Raw genomic sequence first — 13,821 nt, 5'->3', positions numbered from 1 at the left:
GGTATGGTCGAGTCCGGTTCCCGTTCGGGAAGGGCCGCGTGCCTCCCGGCCGGGAACAAGAACAAGGCAAAGAAGCCTGACGGGACGGAGAGAACGAGGACCCGTGTTCCGGGTTATGCGGCCGCCGCATCGGCGGGACAGGTTCGATGGGGCCGCATCGGACACGGCAGCACACGGGGAATGCAAGCCGTCTGCGGGGGAAGCAGGCACCTTCCGAGCGCGGAAGTGCGCAGACCGACCGAGAGATGTTCGAGGCGAGGCACAGCATGGACGCTCCGACCACCACGTCGGCCGACAACGGCACTTCCGACGGCGGGGGCGGCTGGTTCGCGCCGCGCAAGCAGCCGGTGACGGCACCGGAGGGCGAGCGGGACAGCGCATCCGCCCCTGAGCCCACCGGGATATCCCCGGCGCCCCCGATACCCACGCCGGAAGGGACGGCTGCCCGCCCCGAGGAAGCCCCGCACCGCGTTCCCGCCCAGCACCCCACTCAGCACCCCACCCAGCGTCCGACGCTGTACCAGCCTTCGCCCGCTCAGCCCTCTCAGCCCGGACGGTCCGGGCCGCGCGGCTCGTCCGCTCCGACCGGTCTCGCCGGGCCGCACGCCCCCACCGCACCCGCAGAGGCCCCGCAGCCGACCGCCCCGGCCCGCCAGGCGTCACCGGACGCGGTGCTCGTCCAGCGGACCATGGCCGAGATAGGCCCGGTCGCGGACAAGGTCACCTCCTACTTCTACGCACTGCTCTTCGTGCGCCACCCCGACCTGAGGCCGCTCTTCCCGCCCGCGATGGACACCCAGCGGGACCGGCTGCTCAAGGCGCTGCTCACCGCCGCCGAGCACATCGACAACACCCCGGTCCTCGTCGACTACCTGCAGAACCTCGGCCGGGGACACCGCAAGTACGGCACCCGTCCCGAGCACTACCCGGCCGTCGGGGAATGCCTGATCGGTGCGCTGAGCCGGTACGCGGGTGCCGTCTGGGACCCGGAGACGGAAGCCGCCTGGGTCCGGACGTACACGACGATCTCGCAGATCATGATCGACGCGGCGGCCGCCGATGAGCTGCGCGCACCCGCCTGGTGGCACGCCGAGGTCGTCTCGCACGATCTGCGGACGCCCGACATCGCGGTGATCACCGTCCGCCCCGACCAGCCCTACCCGTTCCTCGCCGGCCAGTACACAAGCGTGGAGACGCCCTGGTGGCCGCGGATCTGGCGGCACTACTCCTTCGCCTCGGCGCCCCGCTCCGACGGGCTGCTCACATTCCATGTGAAGGCGGTCCCCGCGGGGTGGGTCTCCAACGCCCTGGTGCACCGCGCCCGGCCCGGTGACGTCATCCGTCTCGGCCCGCCGGCCGGCTCCATGACCGTCGACCACACCACCGACAGCGGACTGCTCTGCCTGGGCGGCGGCACCGGCATAGCCCCCATCAAGGCGCTGGTCGAGGATGTCGCCGAGCACGGCGAGCGGCGACCCGTCGAGGTCTTCTACGGAGCCCGCACCGACCACGACCTGTACGACATCAACACGCTGCTCCGGCTCCAGCAGAGCCACTCCTGGCTCTCCGTGCGCGCCATCATCGACCAGCAGGCGCACCTCCAGCTGCCCGACGCCATCCGCGAGTACGGCCCCTGGAACGAGTTCGACGCCTATCTCTCGGGGCCGCCCGGCATGATCCGCAGCGGGGTGGACGCGCTCAGGTACGTCGGCATCCCCTCCGACCGCATACGGCACGACTCCGTGGAGGAACTCGTCGTCATGGGCAGCTGAGCCGCCCGAGCGGAGCCAAGGCCGCCCGAGCCCGTCCGAGCACGACAAGGCCTGCCCCAGGGGAGCCGTCAGTGCGGCGCGAGTCCCCGGAGCGTCAGCCCAGGTCGGGCGCGTGCATGGCGCGTACGCCCTCGACGTTCCCGTCGAGGTAGTGCCGCAGCGACAGCGGGACGAGGTGAACGGAGGCAATGCCCACCCGGGTGAACGGCACGCGCACGATCTCGTACTCGCCCGCCGGTCGCTCCACCTCGGGGCCGTGCCGCAGTGCCGGGTCCATGGACTCCAGGCGGCACACGAAGAAGTGCTGCACCTTCACCCCGGTCGCCCCACCGTCCTCACCGATGTGCTCGACCGTGTCCACGAAGCACGGCACCACATCGGTGATCTTGGCGCCGAGTTCCTCGTAGACCTCGCGGTGCAGGGCGTCGACGACGGTCGGGTCCTCCGGCTCGACCCCGCCACCGGGCGTCACCCAGTAGGGATCGACACCGGGCTTGGTGCGCTTGATCAGGATCAGGTCGTCACCGTCCAGCAGAACGGCACGGGCGGTGCGCTTGACCACGGGTCGGACGGTCATGACTGAAATGTGGCCCCGCTGGTTCCACGTGAAACATCGCGAAACGTGACCGATGGGGCTCATGGAGTGACGCTCAGCACCAGTCGGCCGCCGACTGCTGCAACCACTCGTGAGCCCGTGCGATATGCGGCATCGCCAGCGTCCCGGTACGCACCACCAGGAAGTACGTACGCAGCGGCGGTATCGCGGGATCGTGCAGGGCGACGACATCCCCTCGTTCCAGCGCGTCGGCGCACAGATAGCGGGGCAGTACGGCGAGTCCGGCGCCGGTGATCGTGCAGGCGAGCACCGCGCGCAGATCGGGGACGATCACCGTTCCGGAGGCGGCCGGGCGGGAGTTGAAGACGGAGGCCCAGTAACGGGCGACGAAGGGCAGGGACTCGTGAACCTCGACGACGGGCAGGTTCTCCAGGGCGGCCGCCCCTTTGCTGCGCGGCGTCCCCTCGCCGATGCGCTCGGCCCAGCGCGGGGCGGCGACCAGGACATGCTCTTCATCGCAGAGCGGGGTGGGGATGAGCAGGGCGCCTCGTGGACGGGCTGTGCTGATGCCGAGATCGTGGTGCCCGGCGGCCACCCCCTCCAGGACCTCCTCGGCGTTCCCGAAGGACGCGCGCAGGGACAGCCCCCGTCCCTCCTCGCCGGTCAGCGCCGCCAGGGCCGGCAAGGCTCGCGCAGCGGTGAACTCAGGAGGTCCGGCGAGATGCAGGGTGCGTAAGGAGGACTCTTCGTCCAGCCCGGTCTCGGCTATCTCCACCAGAGCGTCGAGATGCGGGGCGGCCTTGTGGGCGAGCTCGTCGCCGATGGTCGTCGGGGTCACGCCGCGGGCCTGCCGCAGGAACAGCGGACGGCCCAGCTGGCGTTCCAGAGTGCGGATCTGCGAGGTGACGGCGGGCTGGGAGAGGCCCAGCAGGGCGGCAGCGCGGGTGAAGGAGCCGGCCCGGTGCACCGTCACAAAGGTGCGCAGCAAGGCCAGGTCCATGGTGGTGTGCCCCCTTACCTCGCTGCCTCCCGGCCCTCGGGCAGGGCCCAACTATAAATAAGTCGATAGGTCTCTGTCGCTACGGTGATTGGACACTGACACAGAGTCAACTAGCCTTGTTCGCGCGGTTCTTCGCGCGCAGAACCGAGGACGGTCCGAGCCACGAGGGGGGAGGCTCGGACCGTCCGTTCGACGTATGGCGGGTAGCCGGAAGAGCGAGAGCACCGCAGCGGCCGGGGCTACGGAGGAGGAGACCCGCCGACGGAGAAGGCCCGCCGACGAGGAAGGCCCGTCGAGGAGGAGGCCCGCCGGAAGGGCAGCCCGGCCGAGGAGGAAGGCCCCGCCGAGGACGGGGCCGGGGCCGCCGTCGTGATCAGCCGGCCGACTCGTCCAGCGCCCGCAGCAGATCGGCCACCAGGTCCTCGGGGTCCTCGGCGCCGACCGAGAGCCGGATGAAGCCCTCCGGCACCGCGTCCCCGCCCCAGCGCCCGCGCCGCTCGGCCGTCGAACGCACCCCGCCGAAGCTCGTCGCGTCGTCCACGAGCCGCAGCGCTTCGAGGAAACGTTCCGCTCGCTCCCGCGTCGGCAGCGTGAAGGACACCACGCAGCCGAAGCGGCGCATCTGCTGCGCGGCGATCTTGTGGGACGGGTCCTCGGGCAGGCCCGGATAGCGCAGCCCCGTCACCTCGGGCCGCTGCCGCAGCGCCTCGGCGACCACCAGGGCACTGGCGTTCTGCCGGTCCACGCGCAGCTGGAGGGTGGAGATCGAGCGATGCGCCAGCCAGGCCTCCATCGGGCCCGGGATCGCCCCGATGATCTTGCGCCAGCGCCGTACGGCCGTCATCGCCTCGCCGGAGCGTCCGGTGACGTAGCCCAGCAGGACGTCACCGTGCCCCGTGAACTGCTTGGTGCCGCTGGCCACGGAGAAGTCGGCGCCCAGCTCCAGCGGGCGCTGGCCGAGCGGCGTGGCGAGGGTGTTGTCGACGGCCACCAGGGCGCCGCGCGCGTGGGCCGCCTCGACGAGCCGGCGGATGTCGCAGACGTCCAGACCGGGGTTGGACGGGCTCTCGATCCACAGCAGCTTCGCCCCGTCCAGGACGTCCAGCTGCGCGTCGCCGCCCGTCGGCGCGGTGCGCACCTCGATGCCGTACGCCTCCAGCTGCGCCCGTACCAGCGGCAGCACCTGGTAGCCGTCGCTGGGCACGACGACCGTGTCGCCCGCGCGCAGCTGGGAGAAGAGCACCGAGGAGATGGCGGCCATGCCGGAGGCGAAGACCAGCGTCTCGACGCCGTCCTCCCCGGGCGCCTCCAGCTCGCCGATCGCCTGCTCCAGATGGGTCCAGGTCGGGTTCTCGTCGCGGCCGTAGGTGTACGGCCCGGTGGGCTCGCCCGGCAGGTGGAAGTGCGCGGCGAACACCGGCCCCGGCAGGGTGGGCTCGTACTTCACCGGCTCCGGCAGCCCCGCCCGCACCGCGCGGGTGCCGTCACCGCTCGTCAAACGCCCCGAATCGCTCATGCCGCCTGTCCTTCCACGTGCTCACGTACCGCGGCGAGCAGACCGGCGCTCGCCGCCTCCACCATCTCAAGGCACTCCTCGAAGCCGTCCATGCCCCCGTAGTAAGGGTCCGGGACGTCGAGGTCGTCGCCGGCCGCCGGGTCGTAGGAGCGCAGCAGCCGCACCTTCCGCGCGTCCTGCTCGCCGGGCGCGAGACGGCGCAGCGCCGTGGCGTGGCCGGCGTCCAGGGCGACGACCAGATCGAGCCGGTCGAACCAGTCGGCGCGGAACTGGCGTGCGGTGTGCGCGCTGTCGTACCCGTGCTCCTCCAGTACGGCGACGGTGCGCGGGTCGGCCGGGTCGCCCTCGTGCCAGCCGCCGGTGCCGGCGCTGTCCACCACGACCACGCCGTCGAGCCCGGCCTCCTCGACGCGGGCGCGGAAGACGGATTCGGCCATCGGGGAGCGGCAGATGTTGCCGGTGCAGACAAAACAGACGCGGTACGTCATCGCACTCAGTCCTTGTCGGGCAGGACGACGTTGAGCGCCCAGGAGACGATCGAGATGATCAGGCCGCCCACGACGGCGGTCCAGAAGCCCTCGACATGGAAGCTCAGGTCCAGCTTGTCGGCCAGCCACGAGGTCAGCAGCAGCATCAGGGCGTTCACCACCAGGGTGAACAGACCGAGCGTGAGGATCAGCAGCGGCAGGCTGAGCAGTTGCACGATCGGCTTGACCAGGACGTTCACCACGCCGAAGATCAGCGCCACCAGCAGCAGGGTGCCCACCTTCTTGCCCGTGCTGTCACCGGTGAGGGTGATCTTGTCGAGCAGCCACACGGCGACGGCGAGGGCACCCGCGTTGGCAATCGTCTTGACTAGGAAATTCATCATGTGTCTGATCGTGGCAGACGAGATCCGCTACGAGCAGGGGCGCGAGGCTACCTAAAGATGAAGGCATTCCGGCTGGACGAACTGGAGGCGGAGCGCGCCGCCAACGACGGGGCCTACCTGCAGTTTCTGCGGGAGCGGAACATGTCGGTCGGCCTGTACGCGCTGGACGCGGGGGAGCACGACCGGCAGCAACCGCACAATCAGGACGAGGTGTACTTCGTCGTCAGCGGCCGTGCCGCGATCACCGTCGGCATGGAGACCACCCAGGTCGCGCGCGGCAGTGTGGTGTACGTCCCGGCCGGCGTCGCTCACAAGTTCCACCACATCAGCGAGGATCTGCGGGTCCTGGTGGTGTTCTCTCCGCCCGAGAGCTGACCTGTCGGCCCTCGATTCCCTAGGGGACCGGTCAGGGGAGGACAAGGGATGCGAGGCCCCCGTCGGGCCTGCTCGCGGACCTAGCATCGAGGGCAGGACATCGAGAGCGAGAGAAAGGCGAGGGCGATGCGAGAGATCTTCGCGGGGCTGCCGTGGTGGGTGAAGTGGGTCGCGGTGCCGGTCATCGCCCTGGTGGTGTTCGGCGGTCTGATAGCCAGTGTGGTCGGCTTCGTGATCGCTCTGCTGTTCAAGGTGCTGCTCTTCGTGGCACTGGTGGGCGGACTCGTCTACGTGGTGCGGAAGTTCACGGCCGGTTCGTCCTCGCGGGGCGACTGGTAGACGAGTGGGTGACGGGGACCGGTGACGAGGAGGACCGGTTCCCTCGGGCGAGGGAAGTTTCCCCGGACAGAGCGTCTGCGGGCCATGGCGGACGGTTAGAGTCCGGAACCCCCCCCCGCGGGACGACGACCCCGCGAGCGGCGTACACCCCCGTACATCCCACCCGTGTTCCCCCGCACGGGCTGCCCCCCTCGCGCTTCGGGAGTGCCCCATGGCCACGGCTGACACCGCCCCCGCAGGATCACAAGCACCCCCCGCCCCCACCCGCTCTCCTCACCCCGCCCCTCCCCTTCGCGTCCGGCCCCCCGAGCAGCCTTCACCGCCGGGAGCGTCCCCCAGGCGCCCGCAGGAGCAAGCGGCCCCTCCGCAACAGCCGACACCGCGGTCCCGCCCGTCGGGCACCCCTGCCGGCCCCGTCACCTCATCCGGACCGGCTGCCCGTCCCGGCCCGACCACCCCGTCCACGGCCCCCTCTGGCCCCGCCACCCGACCCGGCCCCGCCACCTCACCCACGACCCGATCCGGCCAAACGGCCTCTCCCGGTACGACTACGACCCGGTCGGGCCCGCCCTCCCCTCCAGGTACGGCTGCGACCCGATCCGGCCCCGCCATCCCACCCAGTGCGGCTGCGCCCGCCCCCCGATCCGGTCCACCCTCCCCATGTCGCCCGGCGACCCCGGCCCTCTTGTCCCGCCCGGCGCCCCCTCAGGCCCGGTCGACCCCGGTGCCGTCATCCCGCCCCGGCACTCCTCTCGCGGCCCCTCCCGAGGCCCCTGCCGCGCAGCAGCCGACCTCGACCCTCATCGGATCGGTCCAGCGCGCGATGCGCCTCCTGGAGTGCGTCGCCGAGCACGAGTACGGCGCTCCCGCCAAGCAACTGGCCCGTATGACCGGCCTCGCGCTGCCCACGACGTACCACCTGCTGCGCACCCTGGTGCACGAGGGCTATCTGCGCCGGGAGAAGGGCCTGTTCTTCCTCGGTGCGGCAGCCGAGCGACTGAGCAGCAGCGGAGCGCAGGAGAAACGTCGCAGCACGATTGCGGAGGCGCTCGCCCACTGGCGGGATTCGATCGGCGTGCCCGTGTACTACGCGATCTACCGGGAAGGCGAGATCGAGGTCGTGTGCGTCTCCGACACCCCGGGCAACCCGGCGGTCGAGGAGTGGGCGGACTTCCGGGAGACCGGCCATGCGCACGCCATCGGACAGTGCCTGCTGTCGCAGCTCGACGAGGCGACCCGTCGCGATCACCTGGAGCGTTACCCCGTGCAGTCGATCACTCCGTACACCGTGCGTGACAACCGCATGCTGCTCCAGCGCCTCGCGAGGGTGGGACGGATGGAGCCGGTCGTGGAGCGGCAGGAGTACGCGCTGGGGACGGTCTGCGCGGCCATCCCGATCACGGTGGGTACGACGGCCGCGACGATGGCCATCTCCCTGCCGTGCCACCAGGCGGACCGACTGCTGCCCGCCGCACGGCAGTTGCAGAGCGAGGTGGGTCGCCTTCTGGGGTCGCTGGCGATCTCTATCAGTATCTGAAAACTCACTCCTTGTGATCTCCCGTGTACTTTCAGCAAGATGCCACCAGTATTCAACGGTTGATTCCCGGCCAGTCGACGGCAAAAGACGGGGTTACACGATGCGCGAGTCCGTACAGGCAGAGGTCATGATGAGCTTTCTCGTGTCCGAGGAGCTGTCCTTCCGCATTCCGGTGGAGCTGCGCTACGAGACGTGTGATCCCTATGCGGTGCGACTGACCTTTCACTTGCCCGGTGACGCCCCGGTGACCTGGGCCTTCGGTCGCGAGCTGCTGATCGACGGCGTGGGTCGGCCCTGTGGGGAGGGTGATGTGCGGGTCTCCCCGGTCGAGCCCGACTCCCTCGGTGAGGTGCTGATCCGGCTTCAGGTCGGCGCCGACCAGGCGCTGTTCCGCTCCTCGTCGGCGCCGCTCGTCGCCTTCCTCGACCGCACCGACAAGCTGGTGCCGCTGGGGCAGGAGGGCTCGCTCGCCGATTTCGACGCCCACCTCGACGAGGCGCTGGACCGCATCCTCGCCGAGGAGCAGAGCGCGGGCTGAAGCAGCGCTTACTACGGTTGGCGTAACGCTTCTGCTTGGCGTTTTGGCATTTAGGCGTATCGACGTCCGGCGGGGGCGCACAGCCCCCGCCCGATACCCGCCACTCCCCTCGTCCTCGTCCTCAGCATCAGCCTCAGCACCACGTCAGCGCTTGCGCCGCCGCCCCCGGCCGCCGCGGCCCGTCGGGGTCCGGACACCGTTCGCGCCGCCGTTGCCGGCGCCGGCCATCCCGGGTGTGGCGGGCGCGGTCTCAGGGCGGTCCGCGGAGACGACCAGTGCGGCCAGGGCCGTGGTGACCGGCACCGACGCCACCAGGCCGATCGAGCCCACCAGGGTGCGCACGATCTCCTCGGCCACCAGCTCGCTGTTGGCGACCGTCCCCACGCTGCTCTGGGCGATCGAGAACAGCAGCAACAGCGGCAGCGCGGCGCCCGCGTAGGCGAGGACGAGCGTGTTGACGACCGAGGCGATGTGGTCCCGGCCGATCCGGATGGCCGCGCGGTACAGCCCCCGCCAGCCCATCGTGGGGTTGGCCTCGTGCAGCTCCCAGACCGCCGAGGTCTGGGTGACCGTCACATCGTCGAGCACACCGAGCGAACCGATGATGATGCCCGCCAGTAGCAGACCGCTCATGTCGATCGACGGATACAGGCCGTGGATCAGCCCGGTGTTGTCGTCGGTGTTGCCGGTGAGCGCGGCCCAGTCGACGAAGACCGAGCCAAGGAAGCCGATCAGCAGCAGCGAGATCAGGGTGCCGAGCACCGCGACGGATGTGCGGGCCGAGAGGCCGTGGCACAGATACAGCGCGATCAGCATGATGGCGCTCGACCCGATCACGGCCACGAGCAGCGGGTTCGAGCCCTGGAGGATGGCCGGCAGGATGAAGAGGCTCAGCACCATGAAGCTGAGGGCCAGCGCGATCAGGGCCATCACACCCCGCATCCGCCCGACGATCACCACGGCGAGGGCGAAGATTCCGGCGAGCACCGTCATGGGCACCCTGCGGTTCACATCGGTCACCGAGTACTGAAGGTCCTCCGGCGCGGAGGGCTCGTAGGCGACGATCACCTCCTGGCCCTCGTGCAGCTGCCGCGACTGGTCCGGCTGGACGATCTCGGTGAAGGTACGGCCGGTGTCCTCGCCGGTGTCCACCCGGATCGTCGCCTTCTTGCAGGTTCCGTCGGCCTGCTGCTGGGCGGAGGAGCCCTCGGCGGTGGAGGTGTCTCCGGTCGGGGGAGGCGCCGAGGCGTTGACCGAACCGCAGTCCACCTCCTCGACCTTGGTGACGGTGGCCTGCTGGGTCTGCCGGTCGAAGCCGACTCCGGTCCTCTCGTGCGGCGGAGCGCCACCCGGCCACAGCACCACGAGCCCGACCAGCACGGCGGTGGCGAACGGAATGATCACCGCGGCGATCAGCTTGCGCAGATGCTTGGAGACCGGTGCGGCGGGCCCATGACTGTGCGAGTGCCCATGCCCGCCTCCGGACCCGTGTCCGCCTCCGCCCCCGGACCCATGCCCGCCCCCGGACCCGTGCCCGCCTCCGCCTCCGGACCCGTGTCCACCACCAGCCCCGTGCCCATGCCCATGTCCGTGCCCATGCCCGTCACCGGACCCAGGACCGTGCCCGCCGCCCGCATCAGGTCCGCCTCCGGGACCGTTGCCGGCTCCTGGACCATTGCCGGCTCCGGGGCCGGCGCCATACGGGGGCTCGGGCGGTGGGAACGGGGGGTGCTGGCTCGTGGTCACCGACCGATCATCGCAAGAACGAACGAGGCCCCCTGGTCACCGCGCCCGAATTGACGCTAGCGTGGGGGCACCTTTGTACACGCGGGAGCTCGGAGCACCGGGCTGAGAGGGCGCTGACCTCCGTCCCAGCGATGTTTCACGTGGAACGTCATCTCACGCGAGTGACGTTCCCCACGAAACGTCGGCAGACGGATACCGCTGCGTCGACCGCCGAACCTGTTACCGGGTAATGCCGGCGTAGGGAGTAGGTCTCATGACCATCAAGGACGCGCGCACGCCTGCCTCCACGCAGAACGCCGAGGTCTCGACGGAGACGTCGGCGGACGAGGAGGCCGGGAAGTCCATCGGCTGGCACAAGGCGTATGTCGAGGGCACCCGCCCCGACCTGCGGGTGCCGGTCCGTCAGGTGCATCTCACCGACGGGCAGTCGGTCACGCTGTACGACACCTCGGGCCCGTACACCGATCCGCACGTCGATACCGACGTCCGCAGGGGCCTGCCGCCGCTGCGCGAGAACTGGATCATCGCCCGCGGCGACACCGAGGAGTACGCGGGCCGGCCCGTCCGTCCCGAGGACGACGGCATCAAGCACACCTCGCCGCGTGGCGGCCTGCGCAACCTCGACGCGGTCTTCCCGGGCCGCCCGCGGCAGCCGCGCCGCGGCTGTGGCGGCGAGGCGGTCACGCAGCTGGCGTACGCCCGCCGGGGCGAGATCACGCCGGAGATGGAGTACGTGGCCATCCGGGAGAACGTCTCTCCCGAGGTGGTCCGCGAGGAGATCGCGGCGGGCCGGGCCGTGCTGCCGGCCAACGTCAATCACCCGGAGATCGAGCCGATGATCATCGGCAAGCGGTTCCTGGTGAAGGTCAACGCCAACATCGGCAACTCGGCGGTGACGTCCTCCATCGAGGAGGAGGTCGAGAAGATGACCTGGGCGACCCGCTGGGGCGCCGACACGGTCATGGACCTCTCCACCGGCCGCAACATCCACACCACCCGCGAGTGGGTGCTGCGCAACTCCCCCGTCCCCATCGGCACCGTGCCGCTCTACCAGGCGCTGGAGAAGGTCGACGGCAAGGCCGAGGAGCTGACCTGGGAGATCTACAAGGACACGGTCATCGAGCAGGCCGAGCAGGGCGTGGACTACATGACGGTCCACGCGGGCGTGCGGCTGCCGTACGTGCCGCTCACCGCCAACCGCAAGACCGGCATCGTCTCCCGCGGTGGCTCGATCATGGCCGCGTGGTGCCTGGCGCACCACAAGGAGTCGTTCCTCTACGAGAACTTCGAGGAGCTCTGCGAGATCCTCGCCGCCTACGACGTCACGTACTCCCTCGGTGACGGCCTGCGCCCCGGCTCCATCGCGGACGCCAACGACGAGGCGCAGTTCGCCGAGCTGCGCACGCTCGGGGAACTCAACCGGATCGCCAAGCGGTACAACGTGCAGACGATGATCGAGGGCCCGGGCCATGTCCCGATGCACAAGATCAAGGAGAACATCGACCTCCAGCAGGAGATCTGCGAAGAGGCGCCGTTCTACACGCTCGGCCCGCTGACGACGGACATCGCTCCGGCCTACGACCACATCACCTCCGGCATCGGTGCCGCGATGATCGCCTGGTGGGGCACGGCGATGCTCTGCTACGTCACGCCCAAGGAGCACCTGGGGCTGCCCAACCGGGACGACGTCAAGACCGGCGTCATCACCTACAAGATCGCCGCGCACGCGGCCGACCTCGCCAAGGGGCATCCCGGGGCGCAGGAGTGGGACGACGCACTGTCCGACGCCCGCTTCGAGTTCCGGTGGGAGGACCAGTTCAACCTGGCTCTCGACCCGGACACGGCCCGCGAGTTCCACGACGAGACGCTGCCGGCCGAGCCCGCCAAGACAGCGCACTTCTGCTCGATGTGCGGGCCGAAGTTCTGCTCGATGAAGATCTCCCAGGACATCCGCCGGGAACACGGCGGCTCCCGGGTGGAGATCGAGCAGGGCATGGCGGAGAAGTCGAAGGAGTTCGCCGCGGCCGGCAACCGGGTCTACCTGCCGATCGCGGACTGACCCGACGTCGGTCCCGGCCTCGCGGCACGTCGGCGACCAGCCGTCTTCGGCTTGCGCTCCCCGCGTGGGGGCGCAAGCCGACGGTCACTCCGGCCGGTGCTCCGGGCCGCCGAACTCCGGGCTGGAGTAGTCCGGGCTGCTGAAGCTCGGCCGGTGCCCCGCCGCCGAGCCGTCGCCCGGACTGGTGAAGCCGGGGCGGCCGTAGCCCAGGTGGGGCATGCGGCTGGTCGGCGCCGGGGGCGTCGTGCGCCGCAGCGCGGCCGTGCCGGGTTCGGCGAGGGCGTCCCGCAGGAACGGCAGGATGCCGCGCTCCAGCAGTGCCTCGCGCCAGGCTTCTCTGGCCAGCGTCAGCTCGCCGCTCGGTTCGCCGTACGCACCGGTCTCCGGTGAGGGCCGGTTGCGCAGGGCGGTGAGCAGCAGTCCGACGGCGGCGACCAGGATCGCCAGGGCGGTCACGGCACCGAACACCCATCCGGTGGTCAGCATCGTGCGGGCGAAGGCCCGCTCGGGGTCGAGCATCTTCAGGATGTAGCCGACGAGCAGGAAGATCGCCGCCGCGGTTCCGGCCAGGACGGGAGCCAGGACGGCGACCACGGCCACGGCGCCCGCGCCCACGGTCTCGGCGGCCTCTCCCACGGTCGTGGCGAGCCCCAGCGGACTGGGACCCGGCTCGGTGGAGTCGGACGTGCGGACCGGTGACGCGGTGGACGGCGCCGGCCGGCGCAGTTCCTCGCGGACCTTCACATAGTGCTGGTACTCGGTCGCCGCGGCGGCCGTGATGAGGGCGGAGGCGCCGAGTGCCATGGTGCGCAGTTGTTCGGTGGTGAGCCGCTGTCCGACAGCGGCCAGTTCCGGGTGGTGAGGGGCGGAGCGCAGCGCCTCGTCGAGGAGCCGCTCGTACTCTTGGCGGTCCTCACTCAGCAGGTGCTGCGGAACGCTGTTCATCTGCATCCCCCGATGCTCCGTAGGGCTTGGGGCTCGCACGCTGACGAGCCGTCGGGCAGAAACGGAGGGGAGCCTGCTACGGATAAGGCGATGGTAGAGCGGTGACGGTGGGGGGTGACAGGGGGTTTACCGAAATTGGGCCCCGGCCTGGACCGTCACGCGACGGTCCGCCGTCCGGGGACGCCTGCCCGGTGAACGCTCAGCCAGTCAGGGGGAGTTGCTGGACCAGTAGCTTTCCGGCCATGGTCACTCCGCCGTCCATGGCGATGGCGAGCCCGTCGGCGTAGACGTGCGGTCCCTCGACCAGCGGACCGGTGCTGTCCTCGCCGTCCTCGGAGCCGACCTCGCCCAGCAGGTACGGAATCGGACTGTGGCCGTGAACGATGCGGGTGCCGCCGTACGTATCGAGCAGGGAGCGCACGGCGTCGGCGCCGCCCTCGTCGCGGAAGGAGAAGCGCTTGGTGAACTTGCGGAACAGGTCCCAGACCTCGTCCGCGTCGTTGCGGGTGATGGTCTCGCGGACGTTGTCGTTGACGGCCTCGATGGAGTCGCCGTAGTCGAGGTAGG

General features: G+C 70.4%; 13 protein-coding genes and 1 pseudogene. 6 read left to right on the top strand and 8 right to left on the bottom strand.

The window, feature by feature from the left end; genetic code table 11:
• Nucleotides 1-266: 266 nt before the first annotated feature.
• Nucleotides 267-1,772: a globin domain-containing protein gene (locus ABT232_RS10050; protein ID WP_351838472.1), complete on the top strand. Its 1,506-nt coding sequence runs from the start codon at nucleotides 267-269 to the stop codon at nucleotides 1,770-1,772.
• Nucleotides 1,773-1,866: 94 nt separating this feature from the next.
• Here the strand turns inward: ABT232_RS10050 and ABT232_RS10045 are convergent, their stop codons facing one another.
• The 5 genes from ABT232_RS10045 to ABT232_RS10025 form a co-directional block, all read right to left on the bottom strand.
• The gene (locus ABT232_RS10045; RefSeq protein WP_351838469.1) at nucleotides 1,867-2,349 is read right to left on the bottom strand and encodes an NUDIX domain-containing protein; all 483 of its coding nucleotides are present in this window, start codon (nucleotides 2,347-2,349) and stop codon (nucleotides 1,867-1,869) included.
• 73 nt (nucleotides 2,350-2,422) lie between these two features.
• On the bottom strand, nucleotides 2,423-3,328 hold the full coding sequence (locus ABT232_RS10040; RefSeq protein ID WP_351838466.1) for a LysR family transcriptional regulator: 906 nt from the start codon (nucleotides 3,326-3,328) through the stop codon (nucleotides 2,423-2,425).
• A 373-nt stretch (nucleotides 3,329-3,701) separates the two neighbouring features.
• A complete protein-coding gene (locus ABT232_RS10035) occupies nucleotides 3,702-4,844 on the bottom strand; it encodes a cystathionine gamma-lyase (protein WP_351838463.1) in 1,143 nt (380 codons plus the stop codon).
• Entirely contained in the window at nucleotides 4,841-5,332 is a 492-nt protein-coding gene (locus tag ABT232_RS10030) for a low molecular weight protein-tyrosine-phosphatase (RefSeq protein WP_351838460.1), read from the bottom strand. Before ABT232_RS10030 ends, ABT232_RS10035 begins: the two co-directional genes overlap by 4 nt.
• A 5-nt stretch (nucleotides 5,333-5,337) precedes the next feature.
• Nucleotides 5,338-5,715, bottom strand: a complete 378-nt coding sequence (locus ABT232_RS10025) for a phage holin family protein (protein ID WP_351838458.1) — start codon at nucleotides 5,713-5,715, stop codon at nucleotides 5,338-5,340.
• 57 nt (nucleotides 5,716-5,772) lie between these two features.
• On the opposite strand from ABT232_RS10025, the gene ABT232_RS10020 reads away from it, so the two are divergent.
• The 4 genes from ABT232_RS10020 (at nucleotide 5,773) to ABT232_RS10005 (ending at nucleotide 8,504) form a co-directional block, all read left to right on the top strand.
• The gene (locus ABT232_RS10020) at nucleotides 5,773-6,090 is read left to right on the top strand and encodes a cupin domain-containing protein (RefSeq protein WP_351838456.1); all 318 of its coding nucleotides are present in this window, start codon (nucleotides 5,773-5,775) and stop codon (nucleotides 6,088-6,090) included.
• Nucleotides 6,091-6,216: 126 nt separating this feature from the next.
• The gene (locus tag ABT232_RS10015) at nucleotides 6,217-6,429 is read left to right on the top strand and encodes a DUF5326 family protein (RefSeq protein ID WP_351838453.1); all 213 of its coding nucleotides are present in this window, start codon (nucleotides 6,217-6,219) and stop codon (nucleotides 6,427-6,429) included.
• Nucleotides 6,430-7,252: 823 nt separating this feature from the next.
• Nucleotides 7,253-7,966 (top strand): IclR family transcriptional regulator, encoded by a 714-nt coding sequence (locus tag ABT232_RS10010; protein WP_450871785.1) that lies wholly within the window; start codon nucleotides 7,253-7,255, stop codon nucleotides 7,964-7,966.
• A 100-nt stretch (nucleotides 7,967-8,066) separates the two neighbouring features.
• Nucleotides 8,067-8,504, top strand: coding sequence for an SsgA family sporulation/cell division regulator (locus ABT232_RS10005; RefSeq protein WP_351838451.1), 438 nt, complete (start codon nucleotides 8,067-8,069; stop codon nucleotides 8,502-8,504).
• 144 nt (nucleotides 8,505-8,648) lie between these two features.
• Here the strand turns inward: ABT232_RS10005 and ABT232_RS10000 are convergent, their stop codons facing one another.
• On the bottom strand, nucleotides 8,649-10,250 hold the full coding sequence (locus ABT232_RS10000) for a YibE/F family protein (protein WP_351838448.1): 1,602 nt from the start codon (nucleotides 10,248-10,250) through the stop codon (nucleotides 8,649-8,651).
• A gap of 253 nt (nucleotides 10,251-10,503) precedes the next feature.
• Here ABT232_RS10000 and thiC point away from each other — a divergent pair, with 253 nt between their 5' ends.
• Nucleotides 10,504-12,309, top strand: a complete 1,806-nt coding sequence (thiC, locus tag ABT232_RS09995) for a phosphomethylpyrimidine synthase ThiC (RefSeq protein WP_351838446.1) — start codon at nucleotides 10,504-10,506, stop codon at nucleotides 12,307-12,309.
• A gap of 84 nt (nucleotides 12,310-12,393) precedes the next feature.
• On the opposite strand, the gene ABT232_RS09990 is transcribed toward thiC, so the two are convergent.
• Together ABT232_RS09990 and ABT232_RS09985 are read right to left on the bottom strand one after the other, a co-directional pair.
• Nucleotides 12,394-13,260: a hypothetical protein gene (locus ABT232_RS09990; RefSeq protein WP_351838443.1), complete on the bottom strand. Its 867-nt coding sequence runs from the start codon at nucleotides 13,258-13,260 to the stop codon at nucleotides 12,394-12,396.
• A 193-nt stretch (nucleotides 13,261-13,453) separates the two neighbouring features.
• A pseudogene (locus tag ABT232_RS09985) lies at nucleotides 13,454-13,821 on the bottom strand (serine/threonine protein phosphatase); the annotation flags it as partial.

This window comes from Streptomyces sp. NPDC001532 (genome assembly GCF_040298625.1).
Classification (GTDB): Bacteria; Actinomycetota; Actinomycetes; order Streptomycetales; family Streptomycetaceae; genus Streptomyces.
Note: the sequence above shows the minus strand (reverse complement) of the source record. Positions and strands in the feature narration are given on the sequence as shown.